The sequence below is a fragment of the Lichenicoccus sp. genome (assembly GCF_965276875.1).
In the GTDB taxonomy this organism is placed as follows: Bacteria; Pseudomonadota; Alphaproteobacteria; order Acetobacterales; family Acetobacteraceae; genus Lichenicoccus.
The window spans coordinates 3,541,412-3,565,545 of the sequence record NZ_OZ255701.1 but is presented as its reverse complement, the minus strand read 5'-3'; the positions used below and the strand labels follow the sequence as shown (position 1 = coordinate 3,565,545).

The following is a 24,134-nucleotide window of genomic DNA, read 5'->3' as shown; positions in this document are numbered from 1 at the left end:
ATCATGAAGGCCGGCCGCACGGGCGGCGGTCGGGTGCGCGGTGCCGGGGTGCGCTGCCGGCTTCCAGCCATTGCCACGCCGCGAGGGCCGGCAGCCCGAATGCGATCTCGCGCAGCCGCCGGAGCAGGGCAAGAGCGATAGAGAGCGGGGGCGACAACCCGAACAGCGTGCCGATCACCACGAAGCCGCCCTCCAGCACGCCGAGCGACGCCGGCACCATGAAGCCCGCGACCTTGATGGCCTGGCTCAGGCTTTCGATCACCAGGGCCTCGGCGAGACCTGCCGGGTGCCCGAGCACGCGCAGCGCGATCCAGATCTCGACCGTGCCCAGCAGCCAGGCGGCAAGATGGGCGCAGAACGCCAAGGCCATGGCCCGCGGCGCGCGATACAGCCCGGTGATCGCCTGATCGAGGCCCCCGATCTCTGCGATGCCGGGCCAGTTGAAGCGGCGCGCGAGACGGCCCAGCACCCGTTCCATCCGCCCGACGACACCGAGCCACTGCACGGCCACGAACGCGAATGCCGCGACGCAGGCGACGCCGAGGCCGCTCACCACCGCATCGGTGACCCGGCTGGGACCGAGCAGAGCCAGTATCGTCACCAGTCCGATGAGGGTGAACAGGATCTGCGTCACCAGCTCGACCGTGAGGTCGCAGACGGTGCAGGCGGCAGCGGCGACCAGACTCATACGGCGTCGGGCGAGCAGCCGCACCGCGACGAACTCGCCGCCGACCTGGGCCACCGGCAACAGGTTGCCGACCGCCTCGCGCACCCAGCGCAGCATGACGAACGCCGCGACAGACGGCTTGTCGGCGCGGCCGGCGACGACGCGCCAGCCGGCGCCAGACAGCAGCATCTGCATCAGATGGACGCCAACCAGGAGCAGCAAGCCCCAGCCGGCCGAACCCAGCAGCGCCAGCACGTGGTCCAGGCCGACGCGATACAGCAGCCAGACGGTCAGGCCGGCGCCGAGTGCAGCGCCAATCAGAGTCAACAGCCTCATTCCCGTCTTTGGCCCCCCGCGAATCCCAGCATGTAATGGACTCGCGTCGCAAAGAGAACCCTGCGTCCTGCTGCAACTCCGGACCGTTGCCGCAAAGACAACGTTGCGCCCACTGCTCGGGTCGCGCCAAGCTCGCACGACACGCTCTCGCAGGGAAACCAGCCATGAACGCAACCGACAACACCGTCCGCACCGAGATCGCCGGCAGCCAGATCGGCCTACCCGCGGCCGCCCAGCATCTCGGCGCCGTCCCGGCAAGCCAGCAGATCGAGATCAGCATCTATCTGCGACCGCATCACCATCACGACCAGGCCCTGACCGGCAGCGTCGAGGAGCGTCGCCACGCTTTGCGCAAGCAGCGCGAGACCGCGCACAAGGCGGATTTCCGGCATGTCGAGGAGTTCCTCGCCGCGCACGGCCTGACGGTTGTCGCCGTCGATCCGGCGCGTCGCATGATCCGCGCCGCCGGGCCTGCCTCGGCAATGGACACGGCCTTCAGCACCGAGCTGCACATGTACGAGGAGCACGGCCACCGCTATCATGGCCGCAGCGGCGGGCTGAAGGTGCCGAACCATCTGCACGGCATCATCGAATCCGTGCTCGGGCTCGACGGCCGACCGGTCGCCCACACCCGCATCGTTCGCCCGCGGGTCGCGCAGCCCGGCGGTGTCGAGCCCAACCGGCTGGCCGCGCTGTATGGCTTTCCCAACGGCGTCGACGGCAGCGGTGTCACCATCGCGCTGATCGAGCTCGGCGGCGGCTTTCGCACCAGCGACACCACCCAGGCCTTCTCGTCGATGAAGCTGACGCCGCCCAGGGTCATCGCGGTTTCTGTCGATGGCGGCGTCAACGACCAGTCTGGCTCGAACGCCGATGGCGAGGTGGCGCTCGACATCCAGGTCGCCGGCGGCGTGGCACCTGGGGCGGAGATCGCGGTGTATTTCGCCCCCAACACCGATGCCGGCTTCGCCGACGCGATCTCCCAGGCGACGCACGATGCGACCAACAAGCCCTCGGTGATCTCGATCTCCTGGGGCAGCGCCGAGGATGCCTGGCAGACGCAGGCCGTCACCACGATGAACTCGGTGATGCAGGAGGCCGCCGCCTTGGGGATTTCAATCTATGTCGCGGCCGGCGACAACCTTGCCACCGACGGCGAGACCGATGGCGCGGCCCATGTCGACTTCCCCGCCAGCTCGCCCTTTGCCACCGGCTGCGGCGGCACCCAGATCACCGTAAGCGGCGACAGCATCACCAACGAGGTGGTGTGGAACGACACCACCAGCGGCACCGGCGGCGGCATCAGTGACCTGTTTGCCGTGCCCGCCTTCCAGGCGCACGTAACCCTGCCGCCAAGCGTCAATGCCGGCCATGTCGGCCGCGGCGTCCCCGATGTGGCCGGCAACGCCGCCCCGGCCAGCGGCTATGTCGTGGTCGTCGACGGCCAGACCGAGGTCGTCGGCGGCACCAGCGCGGTCGCCCCGCTCTGGGCCGGCTTGACCGCGCTGATCAACCAGAAGGCGGCCAAGCCCGTCGGCTTCCTACCCGACGCGCTCTATGCCGCCATCGCTTCCAACACCGCGCTGACCACGCAGATCACCCAGGGCAATAACAGGCCGCAGGGCTCGACGATCGGCTACGACGCCGGGCCCGGCTGGAATGCCTGCACCGGCCTTGGCCGCCCCAACGGCCAGGCGCTGTTCGACGCGCTGGCAGGCACCGCCATGGTGTGACACTCTGCCCACATGAAAATCGGCGTATTCATCCCGATCGGCAATAATGGTTGGCTGATCTCGACGACGGCGCCGCAATACCGGCCGAGCTTCGCGCTGAACCGCACGGTGGTGCAAAGTGCGGAGCGCTGGGGGTTCGATTTCGCGCTCTCGATGATCAAGCTGCGCGGCTTCGGCGGCGCCACAGAGTTCTGGGACCATAACCTCGAAAGCTTCACGCTGATGGCCGGGCTCGCCTCGGTCACCAGCCGGATCCGCCTGTTCGCCACCGTCGCCACGCTGGCCATTCCGCCGGCGATCGCCGCACGCATGGCGGCGACCATCGACGACATCTCTGGCGGGCGCTTTGGGCTGAACGTCATTACCGGCTGGCAGAAGCCGGAATACGACCAGATGGGGCTATGGCCGGGCGACGATTATTTCGCCCGACGCTACGATTATGTCGCGGAGTATGTGCAGATCCTGCGCGACCTCTGGGACACCGGGCGTTCGGACCGCAAAAGCGAATTCTTCCGAATGGACGATTGCCGGCTGAGCCCGCGCCCGCAGGCACCGATCAAGCTGATCTGCGCCGGCCAGAGCGACGCCGGAATGATGTTCTCGGCCACCCACGCGGACTATAATTTCTGCTTCGGCAAGGGCGTCAATACGCCCACCGCCTTCACCCCGGCGGCGGCACGGCTCACCGCGGCGACCGCCATCACCGGGCGCCAGGTGACCTGCTATGCGCTGTTCATGGTCATCGCCGACGAGACCGACGACGCGGCTTGGGCGAAATGGGAGCTCTACAAGTCCGGCGTCGATACCGAGGCGGTGGCCTGGCTGATGCGCCAGGGGGCGGCCGACACCAAATCCGGTGACGACACCAACATCCGGCAGATGGCAAGCCCGACCTCGGCGGTGAACATCAACATGGGCACCCTGGTCGGCGCCTTTGAGAGGGTCGCGAAACTGCTCGACGCGGTCGCCTCGGTTCCCGGTACCGAAGGCGTGCTGCTGACCTTCGACGATTTCATCACCGGCACCGAGGCCTTCGGCGCGCGCATCCAGCCGCTGATGAAAACCCGCGCCCATGTGGTCCCAAGCATCAAGGCCGCCTGACATGAGTATCGACCTGCCCGGAGCCGCCCCCCTCGACGATGCCGGCATCGCGCGCCGGGTCACCTTGCCGGCGCGCCCGGAGGCGCTGGTGCTGGACCCGCGGCAATCGGCGCTGATCGTCGTCGACATGCAGAACGCCTATGCCAGCAAGGGCGGCTACCTCGACCTCGCGGGCTTCGATATCGGCGGCGCGCAAGCCGCCATCGAACGCATCGCGCTCGCCCTGACCGCCGCGCGCGCCGCCGGCATGACCATCATCTATTTCCAGAACGGCTGGGATGCGGACTATGTCGAAGCCGGCGGGCCGGCTTCGCCGAACTACCACAAATCCAATGCGCTGAAGACGATGCGCAACCGACCCGAACTCGCCGGCAGCCTGCTTGCCAAAGGTGGCTGGGACTACGCGCTCATCGACGAACTCGCCCCACAGCCCGGCGACATCGTCATCCCCAAGCCGCGCTACAGCGCCTTCTTCAACACGCAGCTCGACTCGATCCTGCGCGGACGCGGCATACGCACGCTGGTGTTTACCGGCATCGCCACCAACGTCTGCGTCGAATCCACCCTGCGCGACGGATTCTTCCTGGAGTATTTCGGCATCGTTCTGGAAGACGCGACTCACCAGGCCGGCCCGGAGTTCGTGCAGCGCGCAGCACTCTACAACATCGAGACGTTCTTCGGCTGGGTCTCCAATGTCGGGGATTTCTGCGCCGCCCTCAACCAGACCGCGAGCTAGAACCATGCCCATGCACGCGATCATCCCACCCGGCACAGCCACCCCGATCGCGCCGTTCTCGCCTGGTGCCATGGCCGACGGCGCGCTCTACGTCTCGGGTACTCTGGCCTTCGACGAGAACAACCAGATCGTCCACCCCACCGACGCCGCAGCCCAAACGCGGCACGTGCTAGAGGCCATCAAGCGCGTCATCGAGACCGCCGGCGGCAGCATGGCGGACATCACCTTCACCATGATCTTCCTCACCGACTGGGCCGACTACGCCGCACTCAACAGCGTCTATGCGTCGTATTTCCCCGGCGACAAACCGGCGCGCTATTGCATCCAATGCGGACTGGTCAAACCCGAGGCGCGTGTCGAAATCGCCGCCATTGCCCATGTCGGCATCTAGCAAGTTGCCAGCGCGTCGGATGGCGAGCGACTCAGGCCCGATGAAGGTGCCATGAACGTCTCGCGACGAAAGGGTCCGTCAAAGACCTGTAGCCGGTAATCGGATGGATGCTTGCGACCCGGACGATGAGCTTATAGCCATTCTGTTCTTTGTCCAAGAGCGCCATTGTTGCTGGAGGAATTTTGACGCAGACTTCGCGAACCGATCTCTTGTCTCGAGCTGGAAGGCTGGAGAGAGAAGTCGTTTCTACATGATTGATGAAAACGCTCTCCAATCCAGTTGCGCAAGATGCGACTTCAAAAACCTCGAAATAAATTTTTATTTCCATGAGATCATAGTATATTTTGTTTGATATCTTTATACATGGCAGGTCTTGTACGATGGCTATGTCGGAGGATAGGTTAACGTTTCCATCGAATATTACGTTGGTGAGGCTCCTGGCCATTATGCCGAGCAGGAATGAGCCGCTGACCAAAATAAGGTTGAAAAGATCCTCGGTAAATTCGCTTCTGAAAGGTAGCGTTTTATGCGAGTACCCCAGTGCAAGGATCGCGGCCGCTACCACGACGGTAGAGATAACTACTGTCTGCCGCTTTTTTCTCAGGGGCATTTTCCAACAATCCCGTCAATGGTCAGCCCAGTCCCAGAAAAGCCGCCGTGGCGCGGCTCACGTGCGACAATGTTACATCGTCCAGCCGACCGACATAGCTCCCCGCCTTGGAGCGCGGAATGGTGGTGGCCTTGTCCACCATCACCTGCGATCGTAGTCGGAGCCCGGTGCTCTCGCACGGCTCTATCGTTATCCGAAGTAGCGGTGCTTCGTGCAGTTCACTTGTCAGCGGCAGCACCGTGATAGAGGGATGCTCAGCGTAGGCGTCCGCCTGCATGATCAAGGCCGGCCTCGGCTTGCCGTAGTCGCCGGAGGTGACGACGGTCACCAGGTCGCCCCGCCTCATCCTGTCCAGCCCTAGGTGTCGGTGACGTCCTCGATCCAGCGTATCACCTCGGCCTCGTCACTTCCTGGATCGGCGGCGCGTTCAGCCAGCGCACGAGACTGCTGCCTCGCATCGGCGGCAAGGGCGCGCTCTCGCTGCCGTTCCACATAGGCACGCATGAAGTCGCGCAGCACTTGGGCGGCTGGTTTGTCCTCTGCTTCCGTGGCGGTCTGGAACTCAGCCTTGAGCTTGGGGTCAATACGGAAGTTGAAACTCTCTTCCTTGGGGTGCTGACTCTGGCGTGGCATTGTGGCCTCAGTAAATGAACTTATTATGCAACTGCATAATATGCACTCAATGCTAGATGTTTCAAGCTTCGCAGCATGGACGAAGGCGGCTGGGGCGACGTCGATGTTGGGTCAGCAAAGCGCCGCGAATCAGGTTTAGTCCGACCGGCTTTCTGCATTTTATCGACGATTTTGACAGGCAACGGTCCTTCAAGGTCCGAGCTCGGTGCCCTAATTTGGCTTCCATGAAGCGGGTGGCAATCGTTGGAAATGCAGGAGGCGGAAAGTCCACGTTGGGAAGGCAGTTGGCCGAGCGGCACGACCTCCCTTTCTTCTCTGTTGATCAGATCCAGTGGCTTCCCGGCTGGGTGCAAGCAGATGAAAGTGTCGTTACCCAAACGCTTGATGAGGTCATAACAGCGGGGCGCTGGATCGTGGACGGCTGGGGCGCCTGGTCCAGCCTTGAGCGCAGGCTGGCAGCGGCAGACACGATAATCTTCGTTGATTTCCCGCTCTGGATGCACTTCTGGCTTGCCGCCGAGCGACAGATATCCGCTGCCCGAGGTGAGGACCGGTGCGATCCGTTGCAGGGTTGTGACCAGCTCGCAGTGACGAAAATTCTGTTCGAGTTGATCTGGCGTGTGGACCAGGAATTGAGACCGAAGCTGCAGGTGATGATCGAACGTCGTCCGGTCGCCGCTACCTACCACCATTTGACGACTCTGGACGAGCTGGAGTCGCTTGGTAGAAGCTGATGTCCCGCTCCAATCTGGGGCGGAACTCAGTCGAGCCTGTTGAATCGACCCTGCTCGGCGTCCCGCTCCTGACCATGACTTAGGCTATGCGCCGAGTGCCACGCGCCGCAGGTCGAGGGTGCACGGCAGGTCCAGACCGTGGGCGATTGCAGGCTTTGCCATCGCACCCGGGGTATGCCCGAACGGCTCGAAGCGGGCGCGCCGGCGGGCTTCGGCCTCGTTCGCGTTCACCGGTCGGGTTTCGTAGTTGCGGCCGCCCGGATGGGCGGTGTGGTGGGTCAGGCCGCCGATGGCGCGGTTGTTCCAGCCGTCGTGGATGTCGAACACCAGGGGGGTTTGCGCGGGCAGGGCTGGATGCATCCCGAACGTCGGCCGCCATGCCTTGAACCGGACCCCGGCGACAAACTCGCCGGCTTGTTCAGTGGCCGTCAGCGGTATGCCGACGCCGTTACAGGCGAGCGTGTAGCGTTCCGGGTTCCAGCCCTGCACCCGCACCTGCACGCGCTCCACCGAGTTGTCGACGTGGCGCACCATGCCGCCCAGGCCGGGGATCTCGCCCAGCACCGGCCAAGGCTCCAGCGCCTGGTGCAAGGCGAGCGAGATGCCCGCCGCCGTCACTTCGCCGATCAGCGGAAAGCGAAAGGCCTGATGCGGCGCGAAGAAGGCCGGATCGAGCCGGATGCCGAAGCCGGCGAGGTCGTCGAGCGCGTCGCCCAGATCCTGCGCCACGTAATGCGGCAGCATGAACGCGTCGTGCAGCCGGGTACCCCAGCGGATCAGCCGGCGCTCGTACGGGCGCTGCCAGAAGCAGGCCACCGCGGCGCGCAACAGCAGCGCCTGGGCGGCCGCCATGCGCGGCGAGGGCGGCATTTCCAGCGCGCGCAGCTCGACTAGGCCGAGCCGGCCAGAGCTGGTCTCGGGCGCATAGAGCTTATCGATGCAGAACTCGGTGCGATGGGTGTTGCCGGTCATGTCGGCGAGCAGGTTGCGCAGCAGCCGATCGATGAACCAGGGCGGCGATGGCGTATCGGGCTGGATCTGCGCGAAAGCGACCTCAAGCTCGGCGAGGCTGTCCTGGCGCGCCTCGTCGATCCGCGGATGCTGGCTCATCGGACCGATGAACAGGCCGGAGAACAGATAGGACAGGCTCGGATGGTTGTGCCAGAAGCCGAGCAGCGATTTCAGCAGGTCCGGCCGGCGCAGAAACGGCGAGTCATCAGGTGTGGCGCCGCCCATGACCACATGGTTGCCGCCGCCGGTGCCGACATGACGCCCGTCGAGCAGGAACTTCTCCGCACCCAGCCCGACCCCTGCTGCTTCGGCGTAGAGCTGATCGGTGCGCGCGACATGCTCGCGCCAGGTGGCAGTGGGAGGCATGTTGACCTCGATCACGCCAGGGTCCGGCGTCACCGCGAAGTGCCGCAGGCGCGGATCGGCCGGCGGGCCGTAGCCCTCCAGGATGATTTTGCACCCACGCTCGTTTGTGGTCGCCTCGATCGCTGCCACCAGCTCAAGCCAATCCTCCGCCTCGGTAAGCGGTGGGAGGAAGACATGCAGCATGCCGCGGCGGGCCTCGACCGTGAGCGCGGTGCGGACCATGCGGACCGCGTCGTCACCGTCATCGTCGCCCGACAGCTCGGCCGCTGCCTGCGGCCTTATCGAAGGGCCGTACGACACGGCTGGCAGCGGCGCGCGTGGCGCGAACGGATCGGGTGCGATGTCAATCTCAAGCATGTCCGGATCGGCCCAGGGCAGGCTTTGCAGCGGCAGCCGAAAGCCGATGGCGCTGTCGCCCGGCACCAGGAACAGCAGCTCCGATCGCAGCAGCCAGCGCCCGGTCTGCCAGATCCGGCCGCCGCCGTGCACGATGCGGCGAAGCGGCAGCACGCTGCCGACCGATGCCGCGAGGCCCGTGCCATAGACGCGCGCGAGCCGTGCCCGCTCGAGCGGATCGGCGACTGCCGCCGCCTCGGCGATGACGTTTGCGGGAAGCCGGTGCTCGCGCCAGAGATAATAATGGATGTCCTCGTACGCCGACAGCACCCGCGCCGGGTCGAGCCGTAGGCGCACGGCCAGCGCATGCGCGAAGGCGACCGCCTGCTCGGCGCCGGCGTTCCCGGTCTCGTCGTCGGAACCGAGCAGCGCCGGATCGTGCCAGACCGCGGCCTCATCCTCGCGCCAATAGACCTGCAACGCCCAGCGCGGTAGTTGCTCGCCGGGATAATGCTTGCCGACGCTGTATTGCAGGGCCGCACCAGGCGCCCAGAGTGCCGCGAGCCGGCGCAGCAGCCTGCCGGCGAGCGGGCGTTTGGTGGGTCCGAGCGCCGCGCTGTTCCACTCTTCGGCATCCATGTCGTCGCGGGCGATGAAGGTCGGCTCGCCGCCCATGGTGAGACGCACGTCGGCAACCTGCAGCGCGCGCTCGACCGTGTCTCCCGCGTCCAGCAGGCGCTGCCAGGTCGCTTCGTCATAGGGCGCCGTGGTGCGCGGCGTCTCCTCGATCCGGCTGACGGCCATCGAGACATCGAACGTCGTCTCAGCCGGCCCGACCAGGCCGCTGATGGCGGCGGCCGAGGCGGGCTCCGGGCTCGCGGCGAGCGGGATGTGGCCTTCTCCCGCCAGCAGCCCGGACGTCACATCAAACCCGACCCAGCCGGCGCCGGGAAGGTAGATCTCGGCCCAGGCATGCAGGTCGGTGAAATCCGCGGCCGGCCCGCCCTGCGCCGGATCGTCGGCCCTGAGCTGGATCAAATAGCCGGAGACGAAGCGGGCGGCGAGACCGAGATGGCGCGCCACCTGCACCATCAGCCAGGCGGAGTCGCGGCAGGAGCCGCGCGCCTCGGTCAGCGTCTCCTCGGCGGTCCAGACACCAGGCTCAAGACGCACGACGTAGGCTACACGGTCGCGCAACGCCGCGTTGAGCGCCACCAGCATCGGCACTGTGCGCTGCGGCTCGCGCGGGATATCCGCCAGCAACGCGACGAGCCGCGGCCCCGCAGGGAGCGGCGTACGGAACGGCAGCAACTCGGCGTCAAGCACATGGTCATAGTCGAACGGCCAGGTCTCTGCCTCGGGCTCCAGGAAAAAGTCGAAGGGATTGATCGTCGCCATGTCGGCGACCAGATCGACCGTTACTTCGAACTGCGTCACCCGCTCGGGGAACACCACACGGGCAAGGAAATTGCCCTGCGGGTCCTGCTGCCAGTTCAGGAAATGCTGGCTCGGTGCAACCTTGAGTGCATATGACAGCACCGGCATGCGCGAATGCGGCGCCGGCCGCAGCCGAATTGTCTGCGGGCCGAGCGAGACAGGACGATCGTAGCGATAGAGGGTGCGGTGGGTGAGTGCGACGTGGAGCGTCACGGACGCAGTGTCTTGCTCACCTGCTCACGCATCATCGTTATCGATGGTCTCCGGCCGTGGGCCGCTATCCTGACCCTTGGCAGAGACGTCGCGCTCGACCAGTTCGATGACCGCCATGTCGGCGGCATCGCCGTGCCGCATTCCGGCACGGAGCACGCGCGTGTAGCCGCCGGACCGGGTCTTGTAACGCTCGGCCACGGTTGAAAACAGCTTGGAGACGATGACGTCGTCGCGGAGCTGCGCGTATGCCTGCCGTCGCGCATGCAACCCACCGCGCTTGCCCAGGGTGATCAGCTTTTCGGCGACCGGGCGCAACTCCTTGGCCTTTGGCAGGGTCGTGGTGATCTGCTCGTGCTTGATCAGGGCCACCGCCATGTTCCGGAACATGGCAAGTCGGTGGGATGATGTGACGCCTAGCTTCCGGCCGGCAACCCCGTGACGCATGACTGAATATCTCTCTTAAAGGCTCAGAACGGCTCGTCGAGCCGCTTGGCAAGGTCTTCGATGTTCTCGGGTGGCCAGGAAGGCACGTTCATGCCCAAGGCGAGACCCATGGAGGTGAGCACCTCCTTGATCTCGTTGAGCGACTTGCGGCCGAAATTCGGGGTCCGCAGCATCTCCTGCTCGGTCTTTTGCACGAGGTCGCCGATATAGACGATATTGTCGTTCTTCAGGCAGTTCGCCGAGCGCACCGACAACTCGAGTTCGTCGACCTTGCGCAGCAGATTACGGTTGAACGGCAGATCGTCCTGCGGCTCCTCTGGACGGACCGGGCGCGGCTCGTCGAAATTGATGAAGAGCTGAAGCTGATCCTGCAGGATGCGCGCGGCCAGGGCCACCGCGTCCTCGGGTGTCACCGCGCCATTGGTCTCGACCTTGAGCAGCAGCTTGTCGTAGTCGGTCACTTGTCCGACACGGGTCGGCTCGACCTTGTAGGAGACCCTGCGCACCGGCGAGTAGATCGCATCCACCGGGATCAGCCCGATCGGCGCATCCTCGGGCCGGTTGGCCGCGGCAGGGACGTAACCCTTGCCGAGACTGACGGTAAACTCCATGCCGAGCTTGACCCCGTCATCAAGCGTGCAGATCACCAAGTCGGGATTCATCACCTCGATATCGTGGCCGACCTGGATCTGGCTGGCGCGCACCTCACCGGGGCCGGTGGCACTCAGCATCATCCGCTTGGGTCCCTCGCCGTGCATGCGCAGGGCAAGTTGCTTGATATTGAGCACGATATCGGTGACGTCCTCGCGCACCCCGGCAATCGAGGAGAACTCGTGCAAAACACCGTCGATCTGGATCGCGGTGACCGCGGCCCCTTGCAGCGAGGACAGCAGGATGCGGCGAATGGCATTGCCAAGCGTCATGCCGAAGCCGCGCTCCAGCGGCTCGGCAACAACAGTCGCTATGCGGGAAGGCTCGGCGCCGGGTTCGACTTCCAGCTTTTCCGGCTTGATCAGGGACTGCCAGTTCTTCTGGAGGACCAAGATGGTGGCCTTTCTCGTGAGGGGAAACTAGACCCGGCGACGCTTGCGGGGGCGACAGCCGTTATGTGGGATCGGCGTCATGTCGCGGATCGCGCTGATCGAAAACCCGACGGCCTGCAAGGCCCGCAAAGCACTCTCGCGCCCCGAGCCGGGACCGGAGACCTCAATCTCCAGGGTCTCCATGCCATGCTCTCGCGCCTTGCGCCCGGCATCCTCGGCGGCGACCTGTGCCGCATAGGGAGTCGACTTGCGCGAACCCTTGAAGCCCTGGCTGCCGGACGACGACCAGGCGATGGCGTTGCCCTGAGCATCCGAGATGGTGATCATGGTGTTGTTGAACGTGGACAGCACGTGCGCCACGCCGGAGATGATGTTCTTGCGTTCCTTCTTGCGAACGCGCGGTGCGGCAGCGGCTCTCGCCATGATCTCTTGGTCCTGACCTTAGATTAAGGAGGCGACTGCCTACTTGGTGACTTTCTTCTTGCCGGCGATCGCGACCGCCTTACCCTTGCGGGTACGGGCATTCGTATGGGTGCGCTGGCCACGCACGGGCAGGCCGCGTCGATGCCGCAGGCCGCGATAGCAGCCCAGATCCATCAGCCGCTTGACGTTCATTGCAAGCTCGCGCCTGAGATCACCCTCGACGCGGAACGAACGATCGATCAGCTCCCGGATGCGCAGGACTTCGTCGTCCGACAGTTCGTTCACCCTGCGTGCGTCCGGTATGGCCAAAGTCGTGCAAATCTCGCGTGCCTTTGCCGGGCCAATACCAAAGATGTAACTCAGGGCAATGACCACACGCTTGTTGGTCGGAATATTCACGCCGGCAATACGCGCCAAACCAGTCACTCCCGTATTCGATAACGCGTGCCCATCCGCGGATCGAGCGCTGATCCAGGAGGCGGACAGACAAAATTGAAACAGCCCGCGATCGGCGACCCGGGCTGAGGGCGCGCACTATACGCAGCATCGCCTCAGAGTCAATCAATCGCAATCAACTCTTCGCGAGCACCTGCTCGATTGCCTCGCTGACATGCGCGATGTCGGCCATGCCGTCAATCGTATGCAGCCGTCCCTGGGCGGCATAATATGGCAGGATCGGCGCGGTCTGCTCGCGGTAGGCGCGCAGGCGGGCGGCGACGGTCTCGCGCTTGTCGTCAGCGCGCCGGATAAAGTCGTGGCTGCCACAGACATCACATACGCCGGTCACACACGGCGGCTTGAAGCTGTCATGATAGCCGGCGCCACACTTGGCACAGGTAAAGCGGCCGGCGATCCGCTCGGTCAGCGCCGCCTCGTCAACCTGCAAGGCGAGCACCGCGTCGATCTTGAGCCCGAGTTGCGCCATCAGCGCATCGAGCGCGTCGGCCTGCGCCGTGGTGCGCGGAAATCCGTCGAGGATGAAGCCCTTGGCACAATCCGGCTGGCGCACCCGCTCGCCGAGCATGGCAATGATCACCGCATCGGGAACCAGCGCCCCGGAATCCATGATCGACTTGGCCTTGCGACCGATCTCGCTGCCCGCGGCGACCTCAGCCCGCAGCATGTCGCCGGTGGAGATCTGCGCGATCCCATATTGCCGCTCCAGACGTTTGGCCTGGGTACCCTTGCCGGCGCCGGGCGGCCCGAGAAAGATGATGTTCATCGCAGTCTGGCTCGGCCGCGCGACTTTCTGATCAGCCCTTCATATTGATGGGCCAGCAGATGCGAGGTGATCTGCGCGCGGGTGTCCATCGCCACTGAGACGATGATGATCAGGCTGGTGCCGCCAAAATAGAACGGAATGCTGTAGCGGGCGATCAGGATCTCGGGCAACAGGCAGACCACGACAAGATAGAGCGCGCCAATCGTCGTCAGCCTGGTCAAAATGCGGTCGAGATAGGTTGCGGTGTTCGCACCGGGACGGATCCCGGGCAGGAACCCACCCTGCTTGCGCAAATTATCCGCGGTCTCCGTGGGATTGAAGGTGACCGCCGCATAGAAGAACGAGAAGAAGATGATCATCGCCGCATAGAGCAGCATATAGAGCGGCTGGCCGTGACCGATCATCCGCCCAATCGTGGCAAGCCAGCCAGTGCCGCCCCTGGTCTCGGCAAACCCGGAAATCGTCGCCGGGATCAGCAGCACCGAGGAGGCGAAGATCGGCGGGATGACGCCAGAGGTGTTGACCTTGAGCGGCATGTGGGTCGAATCACCGCCGAACATGCGATTGCCGCGCTGCTGCTTGGGATACTGGATCGTCACCCGGCGCTGGGCGGACTCCATGAAGGTAATGAAGCCGATCACCCCGATTGCAAGCAGCAGGAACACCGCGACAAAGATCGGCGACAGGCCGCCGGTATAGCCAAGCTGCAGGATGGTCGCGAGCGCGTGCGGCAGGTTCGCGACAATGCCGGCGAAGATGATCAGGCTGATCCCGTTGCCAACCCCGCGCGCGGTGATCTGCTCACCCAGCCACATCAGGAACATCGTCCCGCCCACCAGGGTCACGACGCAGGAGAAGCGAAAGAACACCCCCGGATCGATCACCGCCGGCGCACCATGCGTGCCATGCATCGCCTCGAGCCCGACGGCAAACCCGTAGGCCTGGAACAAGGCAATGAAGACAGTGAGGTAGCGGGTATACTGGTTGAGCTTCTTGCGCCCGGACTCACCCTCCTTCTTGAGGGTCTCGAGCGAAGGGATCGCCGACGACATCAGCTGGATGATGATCGAGGCGCTGATGTAGGGCATGATGTTGAGCGCGAACACCGTCGCGCGGCCGAGCGCGCCGCCGGTAAACATGTTGAACATGCCTAAGATTCCGCTCTGGTGCTGCGCCAGCAACTGGCCCATGACCGTCGCGTCGATCCCTGGCACTGGAATGTAGGTGCCGAGCCGGTAGACGATCAGCGCCCCCAGCGTGAACCAGATCCGCTTCCACAGCTCGGTCGCCTTGCCCAGCGCGCCGAAATTCAGGTTGGCTGCCATCTGCTCGGCGCCCACGGCCATCCGCGCGTTCCTCGTCTTGCACGTTGCAGGTTACCGTTATCGCAAAGGCAGGCAAAGGGGCTTTGCCCCTTTGAACCCCATCAAAGGCTTAGCCTTTGAAATCCTTTTGATCAGGCGGTCGCCAGCACCTTTGGCGGCACCGACATCTTGACCGAGCCGCCGGCTTTCTCGATCGCGGCTACCGCGGTCGCGGAGGCGCCGGAGACGTCGAAACGAACCGCCCGGGTGATTTCGCCGCCGGCCAGTATGCGCACGCCGGAGACCTTGCCGCTGCCGACCAGGCCGGCGCGGCGCAAAGCCGCTTCGTCAACGGGCTTCGTGCCGTCGAGCTTGCCGTCCACAATCGCCTTCTCTACCGCGCCTAGATTGACCGGCGCATAGACCTTGCGGAACAGGTTGGTGAACCCGCGCTTCGGCAGCCTGCGATAAATCGGCAGCTGACCGCCCTCGAAGCCGTTCAGGGACACGCCCTCGCGCGCCTTCTGGCCCTTCACACCCCTGCCCGACGTCTTGCCCTTGCCCGAGCCGATGCCGCGCCCCAGCCGCTTCTTGCGATAGCGCGAGCCTTCATTGTCGCGCAGTTCGTTGAGGTTCATGACCTAATCCTCCACCCGCACCAGGTGGGACACCTTACGGATCATCCCACGCACGGCAGGCGTGTTTTCCAACTCGCGGGTCTTGCCGATCTTATCCAGACCGAGCCCACGCAATGTCGCCTGCTGACCGGGCTTCTGGCCATTGCCGGAGCCGGTCTGGGTGACGCGCACCCGCGCACCGGCCAAACGGGTAAGCGCTTCAAGCGTCTCAGACATTGGCCGTCACCTCGGGCGCTGCCGCATCCGGCGCGTCCAGAATCGGACCACTCTCACGCTTGCCAAGAATGTCGGAGACCTTCTTGCCGCGACGCCCGGCGACCGACCGCGGGCTTGCGCAACGCTGCAGCGCATCGAACGTCGCCTTGACCATGTTGTGCGAATTGCGGCTGCCGAGCGACTTGGCCACCACATCGCCGATTCCGAGGCTCTCGAACACCGCGCGCATCGGGCCGCCAGCGATGATCCCGGTGCCGGCCTCTGCCGAACGCAGCACCACCTGGCCGGCACCATAATGGCCGGTGACGTCATGATGCAGGGTACGGCCTTCCTTCATCGGCACCCGTATCAACGTACGCTTGGCGCGCTCCGTGGCCTTGCGGATCGCCTCGGGAACCTCGCGCGCCTTGCCGGCACCGTAGCCGACGCGACCCTTCTGATCGCCAACCACAACCAGGGCGGCAAAGGCGAACCGACGGCCACCCTTCACCACCTTCGCGACGCGGTTGATGGTGACCAGCTTGTCGATCAGGTCGTCGCCGTCGCGGTTGTGATCGCGGTCGCGATTGCCGCCGCGGCCGCCTTCTCTTGCTTCACGTGCCATGCGGGAGACCTCCTTAGAGCACTTTCGGACCAAGCGGAACCGCTTGGTCCGATGTAGTGCTCGTAAAAACAACAAGATAGAGCATGGAAAGCGCTTCTATCAGCGCCTTCCATGCTCTAGAAGGCGAGGCCGCCCTCGCGGGCCGCCTCTGCCAGCGCCTTGACGCGCCCGTGATAAAGATAGGCGCCGCGGTCGAACACCACCTGCGTCACACCAGCCGCGACCGCCCGATCCGCGATCAGCTTGCCGACCGCTGCCGCCGCCGCCGTGTTCGCGCCGCTCTTGAGCTGCGCGCGCAGGTCGGCATCCAATGACGACGCGGATGCCAGGGTGCGGCCGGCGACGTCGTCGATCACCTGGGCATGGATGTTCTTGCCGGAGCGGAACACCGACAGCCGCGGACGAGCACCGGCCTTGCGACGGAGCTGGTAGCGCAAACGGCTCCGCCTGCGGTCCCGCAATTCCTGTTGCGTGCTCATTACTTTTTCTTGCCTTCCTTGCGTCGGACCACTTCCGTGTCGTAGCGCACACCCTTGCCCTTGTAGGGCTCCGGCTGGCGGAAGTTGCGGATGTCGAGCGCCACCTGCCCGACACGCTGCTTGTCGATGCCCTCGATAAGCACCGACGTCGGACGCGGCGCGGTAATCTTGATGCCTGGCGGGATGGCATAAATGATGTCGTGCGAGTAGCCGAGATTCATCACCAGGTTGCTGCCCTGCACCGAGGCGCGGTAGCCAGTCCCGGTAATCTCGAGCGTCTTGCTGTAGCCAGCCGACACGCCTTTGACCATCGCGGCGACGAGCGCACGCGTGGTGCCCCACATCATCCGCGACGGAGCCGCCTTGCTGCGCGGCACCACACTGACGCGCCCACCCTCGACGGTCGTCTCGACATGTTCGGACAGCGGCAGGCGCAGCTCGCCGAGCTTGCCGGTTGCCGTCAGGATGCCCGCCGCGATCGCGACCTGCACGCCCTGAGGGATCTCGACCGGGTATTTGCCTACACGTGACATGACACCCTCCTCAGAACACGCGACACAGGACCTCGCCGCCGACATTGGCGGCGCGTGCCTCTGCATCGCTCAGAACGCCACGCGGCGTCGACAGGATGGAAACACCGAGGCCGGCATACACCCGCGGCAATTCCTTGATCTTCGAATAGACGCGCCGGCCAGGCTTGGAGACCCGGTGGATCTCCTTGATGACCGGCTCGCCTTCCGTGTACTTCAATTCGATACGCAACTGCGCAATACCGGGGCGCAGCTCCTCGGCCTTGAAGCCGCGGATATAGCCCTCGCGCCTGAGCGCCTCGAGCACGTTGGCGCGTAGCTTGGACGCCGGCGCCACGCACGCGGCGTGCCGGGCGCGCTGCGCGTTGCGGATACGGGTGAGCATGTCACCCAGGGGATCGGACATCGACATCGTGTGCTCCCCCTACCAGCTCGACTTGACCATGCCGGGGATCTGCCCGCTGCTCGCGAGGTCCCGCAAGGCAATCCGGCTCAGCTCGAACTTGCGATAGTTCGAGCGCGAACGGCCGGTCAGGCGGCAGCGCAGCTTGACCCGCACGCGGGCACCGTTACGCGGCAGTTCCGCGAGCTTCATCGAAGCCTCGAACCGGTCTTCGACCGGCAGCGTGCGGTCCATGATGATGTTCTTCAACGCAACCCGCTTGGGCTTGTCGCGCGCGGCCATCGCCTTGCGCTTCTGGTTGCGAACGACGGCGGATGTCTTTGCCATGCGGTACTTACCTCCGGAACCTGCGGGCGATGCCCGCGGTTTTCCAAAAAAACTTCATTTAACCGGCGACGAAGGGCAGATCGAACGCCTTGAGCAAGGCCTTTGCCTCCGCATCAGTCGCGGCGCTGGTCACGAAGATGATGTCCATGCCGCGTACCTGATCAACCTTGTCGTAGTTGATCTCCGGAAACACGATCTGCTCCTTGAGGCCCATCGCGAAGTTGCCGCGACCGTCGAACCCCTTGCCCGGCGGCAGGCCGCGGAAGTCACGCACACGCGGCATGGCGATCGTCACCAGCCTGTCGAGAAACTCGTACATTCGAGTCTTGCGCAACGTCACCTTGCAGCCGATCGGCAGCCCCTCGCGGATCTTGAAGCCGGCGATCGCCTTCTTCGCCACCGTCTTCACCGGCCTCTGGCCCGCGATCAGGGCCAGGTCGGCCACCGCGGCGTCAAGCTTCTTCTGGTCGCCGGCCGCCTCGCCAACACCCATGTTGATGACAATCTTTTCCAGGCGCGGCACCTGCATGACGTTCTTATAGCCGAACTGCTCGCGCAGGCTGGCGCGCATCTCGCTTTCGTAGCGCTGCTGCATACGCGGCTTGCTTTTGGTATCCGACATACCCGGCCTCCTCAGCCTTCGATGATCTGGCCGGTCGCTTTCGCGACGCGCACCTTGCGGCCATCGTCAAGCACACGAAAACCGACTTTGGTCGGCTTACCGCTCTTGGGATCAACCAGTTTCAGGTTGGACAGGTCGATCGACGCCTCGCGCTCGATGATGCCACCCTGTTCGCCCATGCCCTTCGGCTTGGTGTGACGCTTGGCGATACGCACGCCGCGTACCACCGCCCGTCCGGCGGACGGCAGCACGCTGAGCACCTCGCCCTGCTTGCCACGGTCGGTGCCGGTGATCACGACAACCTGGTCGCCCTTGCGAATACGCGCTGCCATCACAGCACCTCAGGTGCGAGTGAGATGATCTTCATGAACTTGCGCGCACGCAGTTCACGAACCACCGGGCCAAAGATGCGTGTGCCGATCGGCTCGGATTGCTTGTTGATCAGCACCGCCGCGTTGCGGTCGAAGCGGATCGCGCTGCCGTCGGGGCGGCGCACCGGAAACGACGTGCGCACCACGACCGCCTGATGCACGTCGCCCTTCTTCACCTTGCCGCGCGGGATCGCCTCCTTGATCGCGACCACGATGATATCGCCGACCGAGGCAGACCGCCGCTTGGAGCCGCCCAGCACCTTGATGCACTGCACCCGACGCGCGCCGGAATTATCGGCAACATCCAGGTTGGTCTCGACAATGATCATCGCCTACGCTCCCGTATGGGGCGCTGGCAACGGCGCCGCATCTGCCGCCACCACTGCTGCGACAGCGGCCTCATCGAGGCTCTCATCGACCAGCAATGCGCCGTTGCGGCTGACCACGTTCCAGGTCTTGCGCTTGGAGATCGGCGGGCATTCGATGATACGCACCGTATCGCCAACCTTGCAGACATTCTCCTCATCATGCGCCGCATACTTCTTCGAGCGACGGATGAACTTCTTATAGAGCGGATGCATCACGCGACGATCAACAAGAACCGTCACGGTCTTGTCCATCTTGTCGCTGGTCACCCGCCCGGTCAGGACGCGCCTTGGCATCGCCCGTCTCCTTTCAGGACTTGGCCGCGGAGGCGCTGGCCCCCGCGACGGATTTCGCATGAACGACGGTCTTGATGCGCGCGATCTCGCGACGCACTTCACGGACGCGGCCCGCCCCCTCGTTCTGCCCAGTGGCGCGCTGGAACCGCAGGTTGAACTGCTCGCGTTTGAGGTCGAGCAACTGCGTCTGCAACTCGTCGTCGCTTTTCGCGCGCAGGTCCGCGGGCTTGCTTGCCTTCGCCATCTCAAGCCTCTCCGATGCGGGTCACAACCTTGGTCCTGATCGGCAGCTTTGCCGCACCCAGTGCGAGAGCCGCGCGCGCGATCTCCGGGGACACCCCGTCGATCTCAAACACGATCCGGCCCGGCTTGACCCGCGCCACCCAGAACTCAGGCGATCCCTTGCCTGAACCCATGCGCACTTCGGCGGGCTTGGTCGAGACCGGCACATCGGGGAAGATGCGTATCCACACCCGTCCCGCCCGCTTCATCGCGCGCGTGATTGCCCGTCGCGATGCCTCGATCTGCCGCGCGGTAACCCGCTCCGGCTCAAGCGCCTTGAGACCGAAGGCGCCGAAATTCAGCACCGTCCCGCCTTTCGCCAGTCCATGGATGCGGCCCTTATGGGCCTTGCGGAACTTGGTCCGCTTCGGAGACAGCATGCTCGTTAATCCGGTTTAGCGTTGCGGCGCTTGTTCGGCGGCGCGACGATCCTGCGACAGCGGGTCGTGCGTGAGCACCTCGCCCTTGAAGATCCAGACCTTCACGCCGCAGGTTCCATACGTCGTCTTGGCCGTGGCAACGCCATAATCGATGTCGGCGCGCAGCGTGTGCAGCGGCACTCTGCCCTCGCGATACCATTCGACGCGCGCGATCTCGGCGCCGCCAAGACGGCCGCCGCAATTGATCCTGATGCCTTGCGCGCCGAGCCGCATCGCCGACTGCACCGCCCGCTTCATCGCGCGACGGAACGCCACACGGCGCTCAAGCTGTTGGGCGATGTTTTCGGCAACGAGTTGCGCCTCGATCTCGGGCTTGCGGATTTCAACGATGTTCAGCGTCACGTCGGACTTGGCCATGCGGCCGAGCTCACGGCGCAGATTGTCGATGTCCTGACCCTTCTTGCCGATCACCACGCCGGGACGCGCCGCATAGATCGTCACACGCGGCTTCTTTGCCGGCCGCTCGATCACCACGCGCGACACGCCGGCACCGGACAGCCGGCGACGCAGATGCCCGCGCAGCTTGAGATCCTCGTGCAACAGCTTGGCGTAGTCCGTTCCCGCGTACCAGCGGCTGTCCCAGGTGCGGTTGATGCCAAGACGAAGCCCGATCGGATTGACCTTGTGCCCCATGGTTCAGGCCGCCTTCTGTTCTGCCGGGGGCGCTGCTTGGGGTGCGCGCTCCGCCACGACGATCTTCAAATGGCTGAAGAACTTCTCAATTTGCGCCGAACGGCCGCGACCGCGCGCATGGAAGCGACGCATGACGATCGACTTGCCGACCTCCGCATGCGTCACCACGAGCTGGTCGACATCGAGCTGGTGGTTGTTCTCGGCATTGGCAATCGCGCTCTCCAGCGTCTTACGCACCTGCAGCGCGATACGGCGCTTGCTGAACGTCAAGGTCGCTACCGCCTGTGCCGCCGGCTTGTTGCGGATCAGGCCAGCAACCAGGTTCAGCTTGCGTGGACTGACGCGAATATTTCGGGTGATCGCCTGCGCCTCGGTCTCGGTCAGTGCGCGCGGATGCTTGGGCTTGCTCATCTCAACCGCGCCTTGCCTTCTTGTCGGACGAGTGCCCGGTGAACGTGCGCGTGGGCGAGAACTCGCCGAACTTGTGCCCGACCATATTCTCGTTGACCTGTACCGGCAGGAACTTATGGCCGTTATAGACCCCAAAGGTGAGTCCGACGAAGTTCGGCAGGATCGTCGAGCGACGCGACCAGATCTTGATGACCTCGTTGCGGCCCGACGCCCTCGACGTCTCGGCCTTCTTAAGCAGATACCCGTCCACGAACGGGCCTTTCCAGACGGAACGTGCCATCGTGCTTGCCCCTACTTGCCGACTTTGCGGCGACGGATAATCAGGCTGTCGGTTCGCTTGTTCATGCGCGTCTTGGCACCCTTGGTCGGCTTGCCCCAAGGCGTCACTGGATGACGGCCGCCCGAGGTACGGCCTTCGCCGCCGCCATGCGGATGGTCGACCGGGTTCATCACCACACCGCGGTTGTGTGGCCTGCGACCCATCCAGCGCGCGCGCCCGGCTTTGCCGATGCTCTGGTTCATGTTGTCCGGGTTTGATACCGCACCCACGGTTGCCATGCACTCGGCCCGCACCAGACGCAACTCACCCGACTGCAACTTGATCTGCGCATAACCGGAATCCTTGCCGACGAGCTGCGCATAGGTGCCTGCCGAACGCGCCATCTTGCCGCCGGCGCCCGCCTTGAGCTCGACATTGTGGATGATGGTGCCCACCGGGATCGCCGACAGCGGCATCGCATTGCCCGGCTTGATGTCGACCCTGGCGCCGGCAACAATAGCATCGCCAACCTTCAACCGCTGCGGCGCGATGATGTAGGCGAGCTCATTGTCGGCGTACTTCACCAAAGCGATGAATGCGGTACGGTTCGGGTCGTATTCCAGCCGCTCGACGGTGCCCGCGACATCGAACTTGCGACGCTTGAAGTCGACGAAGCGGTAGGTCTGCTTATGGCCGCCGCCGCGAAAGAACGACGTCGTTCGGCCGTTATTGTTGCGGCCGCCCGACTTGTTCTTGCCCTCGGTGAGCGTCTTGACCGGCTTGCCCTTGTAGAGCTCGCTGCGTTCGATCAGCACCGTGCCGCGAAGGCTGGGCGTGACCGGATTAAAATGTCTGAGTGCCATCGTCGTTCTCTCGCGCTCAGCTCAACTGCGCGGACAGGTCGATCGACTGTCCCTCGGCAAGCTGCACATACGCCTTCTTGATGTCCGAGCGCACACCGGGGCGGCCCCGGAAGCGCTTGGTCTTGCCCTTCTGGACCAACGTGTTCACGCCCATGACCTTGACGTTGAACAAGCCCTCGACCGCGGCCTTGATCTGCGGCTTGGACGCCGTGATCGCCACCCGAAACACCACCTGGTTGCGCTCGGACAGCGCCGTCGCCTTTTCGGTGATCACCGGCGAGCGCACGATATCGAACATTGCCTCGCGCGACAGATTGGCGGCCTGCCGGCGGATCGCCAGAATATTGGTCATATCAGGCGCTCCTTCAGACCATCGAGCCCGGCGCGGGTAATCACGAGCACCTCATGATTGAGGATGTCGTAAACATTCGCACCCACACACGGCAGCACGTCGATGCGCGGCAGATTGCGGGCCGCGCGCAGGAACTCTGTATCGACGGCGCCGTCGACGATCAGCGCCGAGGTCCAGCCGAGCACCTTGAGCTTCTTCGCAAGTGCGCCGGTCTTCGCAGACCCGCTGGCCGCATCAAGCACCACCAGGCGGCCCTCGGCGTGTTTTTGCGACAGCGCGGAAATCAACCCGAGGCGGCGCACTTTCTTGGGCAGATCGTAACCGTGGTCGCGTACCACCGGGCCATGCACGGCGCCGCCGGTGCGAAACTGCGGCGAACGCAGGCTTCCCTGACGGGCGTTACCGGTGCCCTTCTGCTTATAGGGCTTCTTGGTCGTGCCTGAGACTTCGCCCATGCCTTTGACCTTGTGGGTCCCCGCACGGCGCTTGGCGAGTTGCCAATGCACAACCCTCGCCATGATGTCCGGCCGCGGCGTTGCACTGAACAGTGCCTCGGCCAACTCGATGGTCCCGGCCGTCTCGTTATCGAGGGTCCTGACTTCGATTTCCATGGCTCTCACTCCGCAGCCTGGGCGAGACCCGCCGGGAACGGCGCCTCGGCGTGGAGCGGCTTCTTGATCGCGTCGCGCACCATGATGTAGTCATTCTTGGCACCCGGAATCGCCCCGCGGATCATCAGCAGGTTGCGCTCGACATCGACCGCGGCTACCTCAAGATTCAGGGTAGTAACCCGCTCGTGCCCGAGATGCCCGGCCATCTTCTTGTTCTTGAAGGTCTTGCCGGGGTCCTGACGGTTGCCGGTCGAGCCCAGCGAGCGATGGCTGACTGAGACGCCGTGACTCGCCTCAAGCCCGGCGAAGTTCCAGCGCTTCATACCTCCGGCGAACCCTTTGCCCTTGCTGGTGCCGGTGACATCGACCTTCTGGCCGACGACGAAATGCGCGGCCGACAACGTGGCACCAATCTCCAGCACAGCGTCGGGCGATACGTGAAACTCGGCGAGTTTCTTCTTCGGCTCCACCTTCACACGCGCAAAATGGCCGCGGTTTGGCTGTGTCACGTTCTTCACCTTGGCCGCACACGCGCCGAGTTGCACGGCGACATAACGGTCACGCGCCTCGGTGCGGACATCGACCACCTGCAACTGGTCAAGCAACAGCACGGTGACCGGCACGTGCGTGCCGTCCTCCCTAAAAATCCGGGACATGCCCAGCTTCGTCGCGATCAATCCGGTGCGCATCG

Annotated in this window: 36 protein-coding genes; 5 read left to right on the top strand and 31 right to left on the bottom strand. The window is 64.5% G+C overall.

Annotated features, from left to right (window positions below; translation table 11 throughout):
- Position 1 precedes the first annotated feature (1 nt).
- Positions 2 to 1,003: a lysylphosphatidylglycerol synthase domain-containing protein gene (locus tag ACQY4K_RS17315; RefSeq protein ID WP_428391442.1), complete on the bottom strand. Its 1,002-nt coding sequence runs from the start codon at positions 1,001 to 1,003 to the stop codon at positions 2 to 4.
- Positions 1,004 to 1,167: 164 nt separating this feature from the next.
- Here ACQY4K_RS17315 and ACQY4K_RS17310 point away from each other — a divergent pair, with 164 nt between their 5' ends.
- The 4 genes from ACQY4K_RS17310 to rutC are packed head-to-tail and all read left to right on the top strand — an operon-like array spanning position 1,168 to position 4,964.
- Complete coding sequence (locus tag ACQY4K_RS17310) at positions 1,168 to 2,736, top strand: S53 family peptidase (RefSeq protein WP_428391441.1); 1,569 nt, start codon at positions 1,168 to 1,170, stop codon at positions 2,734 to 2,736.
- Between the two features lie 12 nt (positions 2,737 to 2,748).
- Complete coding sequence (rutA, locus tag ACQY4K_RS17305) at positions 2,749 to 3,837, top strand: pyrimidine utilization protein A (protein WP_428391440.1); 1,089 nt, start codon at positions 2,749 to 2,751, stop codon at positions 3,835 to 3,837.
- A 1-nt stretch (position 3,838) separates the two neighbouring features.
- Entirely contained in the window at positions 3,839 to 4,573 is a 735-nt protein-coding gene (rutB, locus tag ACQY4K_RS17300; protein WP_428391439.1) for a pyrimidine utilization protein B, read from the top strand.
- 10 nt (positions 4,574 to 4,583) lie between these two features.
- A complete protein-coding gene (rutC, locus tag ACQY4K_RS17295; protein WP_428391438.1) occupies positions 4,584 to 4,964 on the top strand; it encodes a pyrimidine utilization protein C in 381 nt (126 codons plus the stop codon).
- A gap of 31 nt (positions 4,965 to 4,995) precedes the next feature.
- Here the strand turns inward: rutC and ACQY4K_RS17290 are convergent, their stop codons facing one another.
- The 3 genes from ACQY4K_RS17290 to ACQY4K_RS17280 are packed head-to-tail and all read right to left on the bottom strand — an operon-like array spanning position 4,996 to position 6,207.
- Positions 4,996 to 5,574 carry a hypothetical protein gene (locus ACQY4K_RS17290; RefSeq protein ID WP_428391437.1) on the bottom strand — a complete coding sequence of 193 codons (579 nt, stop codon included), beginning with the start codon at positions 5,572 to 5,574 and terminating at the stop codon, positions 4,996 to 4,998.
- Positions 5,575 to 5,596: 22 nt separating this feature from the next.
- The gene (locus tag ACQY4K_RS17285) at positions 5,597 to 5,920 is read right to left on the bottom strand and encodes a type II toxin-antitoxin system PemK/MazF family toxin (protein WP_428391436.1); all 324 of its coding nucleotides are present in this window, start codon (positions 5,918 to 5,920) and stop codon (positions 5,597 to 5,599) included.
- An 11-nt stretch (positions 5,921 to 5,931) separates the two neighbouring features.
- Complete coding sequence (locus tag ACQY4K_RS17280; RefSeq protein ID WP_428391435.1) at positions 5,932 to 6,207, bottom strand: hypothetical protein; 276 nt, start codon at positions 6,205 to 6,207, stop codon at positions 5,932 to 5,934.
- A 284-nt stretch (positions 6,208 to 6,491) separates the two neighbouring features.
- Here ACQY4K_RS17280 and ACQY4K_RS17275 point away from each other — a divergent pair, with 284 nt between their 5' ends.
- On the top strand, positions 6,492 to 6,941 hold the full coding sequence (locus ACQY4K_RS17275) for a hypothetical protein (RefSeq protein ID WP_428391434.1): 450 nt from the start codon (positions 6,492 to 6,494) through the stop codon (positions 6,939 to 6,941).
- Positions 6,942 to 7,025: 84 nt separating this feature from the next.
- Here the strand turns inward: ACQY4K_RS17275 and ACQY4K_RS17270 are convergent, their stop codons facing one another.
- The 27 genes from ACQY4K_RS17270 to rplC all read right to left on the bottom strand — a co-directional run bounded on the left by ACQY4K_RS17270 (position 7,026) and on the right by rplC (position 24,132).
- Complete coding sequence (locus ACQY4K_RS17270; RefSeq protein WP_428391433.1) at positions 7,026 to 10,304, bottom strand: DUF2126 domain-containing protein; 3,279 nt, start codon at positions 10,302 to 10,304, stop codon at positions 7,026 to 7,028.
- A gap of 24 nt (positions 10,305 to 10,328) precedes the next feature.
- Positions 10,329 to 10,748: a 50S ribosomal protein L17 gene (rplQ, locus tag ACQY4K_RS17265; RefSeq protein WP_428391432.1), complete on the bottom strand. Its 420-nt coding sequence runs from the start codon at positions 10,746 to 10,748 to the stop codon at positions 10,329 to 10,331.
- A gap of 23 nt (positions 10,749 to 10,771) precedes the next feature.
- Complete coding sequence (locus ACQY4K_RS17260) at positions 10,772 to 11,791, bottom strand: DNA-directed RNA polymerase subunit alpha (protein WP_428391431.1); 1,020 nt, start codon at positions 11,789 to 11,791, stop codon at positions 10,772 to 10,774.
- A 27-nt stretch (positions 11,792 to 11,818) separates the two neighbouring features.
- Entirely contained in the window at positions 11,819 to 12,214 is a 396-nt protein-coding gene (gene rpsK, locus ACQY4K_RS17255; protein WP_428391430.1) for a 30S ribosomal protein S11, read from the bottom strand.
- 39 nt (positions 12,215 to 12,253) lie between these two features.
- A complete protein-coding gene (gene rpsM, locus ACQY4K_RS17250; RefSeq protein ID WP_428391429.1) occupies positions 12,254 to 12,631 on the bottom strand; it encodes a 30S ribosomal protein S13 in 378 nt (125 codons plus the stop codon).
- Positions 12,632 to 12,785: 154 nt separating this feature from the next.
- Complete coding sequence (locus ACQY4K_RS17245) at positions 12,786 to 13,436, bottom strand: adenylate kinase (protein WP_428391428.1); 651 nt, start codon at positions 13,434 to 13,436, stop codon at positions 12,786 to 12,788.
- Positions 13,433 to 14,782: a preprotein translocase subunit SecY gene (gene secY, locus ACQY4K_RS17240; RefSeq protein ID WP_428391427.1), complete on the bottom strand. Its 1,350-nt coding sequence runs from the start codon at positions 14,780 to 14,782 to the stop codon at positions 13,433 to 13,435. Before secY ends, ACQY4K_RS17245 begins: the two co-directional genes overlap by 4 nt.
- 110 nt (positions 14,783 to 14,892) lie before the next feature.
- Positions 14,893 to 15,378, bottom strand: coding sequence for a 50S ribosomal protein L15 (rplO, locus tag ACQY4K_RS17235; RefSeq protein WP_428391426.1), 486 nt, complete (start codon positions 15,376 to 15,378; stop codon positions 14,893 to 14,895).
- 3 nt (positions 15,379 to 15,381) lie between these two features.
- Positions 15,382 to 15,594, bottom strand: a complete 213-nt coding sequence (rpmD, locus tag ACQY4K_RS17230; RefSeq protein ID WP_428391425.1) for a 50S ribosomal protein L30 — start codon at positions 15,592 to 15,594, stop codon at positions 15,382 to 15,384.
- A complete protein-coding gene (gene rpsE, locus ACQY4K_RS17225) occupies positions 15,587 to 16,198 on the bottom strand; it encodes a 30S ribosomal protein S5 (protein ID WP_428391424.1) in 612 nt (203 codons plus the stop codon). Before rpsE ends, rpmD begins: the two co-directional genes overlap by 8 nt.
- Before the next feature lie 116 nt (positions 16,199 to 16,314).
- Positions 16,315 to 16,677, bottom strand: a complete 363-nt coding sequence (gene rplR, locus ACQY4K_RS17220; RefSeq protein WP_428391423.1) for a 50S ribosomal protein L18 — start codon at positions 16,675 to 16,677, stop codon at positions 16,315 to 16,317.
- The gene (gene rplF / locus ACQY4K_RS17215) at positions 16,677 to 17,210 is read right to left on the bottom strand and encodes a 50S ribosomal protein L6 (RefSeq protein WP_428391422.1); all 534 of its coding nucleotides are present in this window, start codon (positions 17,208 to 17,210) and stop codon (positions 16,677 to 16,679) included. Before rplF ends, rplR begins: the two co-directional genes overlap by 1 nt.
- 10 nt (positions 17,211 to 17,220) lie before the next feature.
- A complete protein-coding gene (gene rpsH / locus ACQY4K_RS17210; RefSeq protein ID WP_428391421.1) occupies positions 17,221 to 17,619 on the bottom strand; it encodes a 30S ribosomal protein S8 in 399 nt (132 codons plus the stop codon).
- 12 nt (positions 17,620 to 17,631) lie between these two features.
- Positions 17,632 to 17,937, bottom strand: a complete 306-nt coding sequence (gene rpsN / locus ACQY4K_RS17205) for a 30S ribosomal protein S14 (protein ID WP_428391420.1) — start codon at positions 17,935 to 17,937, stop codon at positions 17,632 to 17,634.
- Positions 17,938 to 17,995: 58 nt separating this feature from the next.
- Positions 17,996 to 18,559, bottom strand: coding sequence for a 50S ribosomal protein L5 (gene rplE, locus ACQY4K_RS17200; RefSeq protein WP_428391419.1), 564 nt, complete (start codon positions 18,557 to 18,559; stop codon positions 17,996 to 17,998).
- 11 nt (positions 18,560 to 18,570) lie between these two features.
- Positions 18,571 to 18,891 (bottom strand): 50S ribosomal protein L24, encoded by a 321-nt coding sequence (gene rplX / locus ACQY4K_RS17195; protein WP_428391418.1) that lies wholly within the window; start codon positions 18,889 to 18,891, stop codon positions 18,571 to 18,573.
- Positions 18,891 to 19,259, bottom strand: a complete 369-nt coding sequence (rplN, locus tag ACQY4K_RS17190) for a 50S ribosomal protein L14 (RefSeq protein ID WP_428391417.1) — start codon at positions 19,257 to 19,259, stop codon at positions 18,891 to 18,893. The genes rplX and rplN overlap by 1 nt, the downstream gene beginning before the upstream one ends.
- A 3-nt stretch (positions 19,260 to 19,262) precedes the next feature.
- Complete coding sequence (gene rpsQ, locus ACQY4K_RS17185; RefSeq protein ID WP_428391416.1) at positions 19,263 to 19,592, bottom strand: 30S ribosomal protein S17; 330 nt, start codon at positions 19,590 to 19,592, stop codon at positions 19,263 to 19,265.
- Positions 19,593 to 19,605: 13 nt separating this feature from the next.
- A complete protein-coding gene (gene rpmC / locus ACQY4K_RS17180; RefSeq protein WP_428391415.1) occupies positions 19,606 to 19,836 on the bottom strand; it encodes a 50S ribosomal protein L29 in 231 nt (76 codons plus the stop codon).
- Position 19,837: 1 nt separating this feature from the next.
- The gene (gene rplP, locus ACQY4K_RS17175; RefSeq protein WP_428391414.1) at positions 19,838 to 20,254 is read right to left on the bottom strand and encodes a 50S ribosomal protein L16; all 417 of its coding nucleotides are present in this window, start codon (positions 20,252 to 20,254) and stop codon (positions 19,838 to 19,840) included.
- Positions 20,255 to 20,269: 15 nt separating this feature from the next.
- A complete protein-coding gene (gene rpsC / locus ACQY4K_RS17170) occupies positions 20,270 to 20,947 on the bottom strand; it encodes a 30S ribosomal protein S3 (protein ID WP_428391413.1) in 678 nt (225 codons plus the stop codon).
- A gap of 3 nt (positions 20,948 to 20,950) precedes the next feature.
- Positions 20,951 to 21,358 carry a 50S ribosomal protein L22 gene (rplV, locus tag ACQY4K_RS17165; RefSeq protein WP_428391412.1) on the bottom strand — a complete coding sequence of 136 codons (408 nt, stop codon included), beginning with the start codon at positions 21,356 to 21,358 and terminating at the stop codon, positions 20,951 to 20,953.
- A 1-nt stretch (position 21,359) separates the two neighbouring features.
- Positions 21,360 to 21,638, bottom strand: a complete 279-nt coding sequence (rpsS, locus tag ACQY4K_RS17160; RefSeq protein ID WP_428391411.1) for a 30S ribosomal protein S19 — start codon at positions 21,636 to 21,638, stop codon at positions 21,360 to 21,362.
- Positions 21,639 to 21,649: 11 nt separating this feature from the next.
- Positions 21,650 to 22,480 (bottom strand): 50S ribosomal protein L2, encoded by an 831-nt coding sequence (rplB, locus tag ACQY4K_RS17155; protein ID WP_428391410.1) that lies wholly within the window; start codon positions 22,478 to 22,480, stop codon positions 21,650 to 21,652.
- Positions 22,481 to 22,496: 16 nt separating this feature from the next.
- Positions 22,497 to 22,793, bottom strand: coding sequence for a 50S ribosomal protein L23 (locus ACQY4K_RS17150; RefSeq protein WP_428396192.1), 297 nt, complete (start codon positions 22,791 to 22,793; stop codon positions 22,497 to 22,499).
- Between the two features lie 35 nt (positions 22,794 to 22,828).
- A complete protein-coding gene (rplD, locus tag ACQY4K_RS17145) occupies positions 22,829 to 23,443 on the bottom strand; it encodes a 50S ribosomal protein L4 (protein ID WP_428391409.1) in 615 nt (204 codons plus the stop codon).
- 5 nt (positions 23,444 to 23,448) lie between these two features.
- Positions 23,449 to 24,132 carry a 50S ribosomal protein L3 gene (rplC, locus tag ACQY4K_RS17140; RefSeq protein ID WP_428391408.1) on the bottom strand — a complete coding sequence of 228 codons (684 nt, stop codon included), beginning with the start codon at positions 24,130 to 24,132 and terminating at the stop codon, positions 23,449 to 23,451.
- Positions 24,133 to 24,134: the final 2 nt, after the last annotated feature.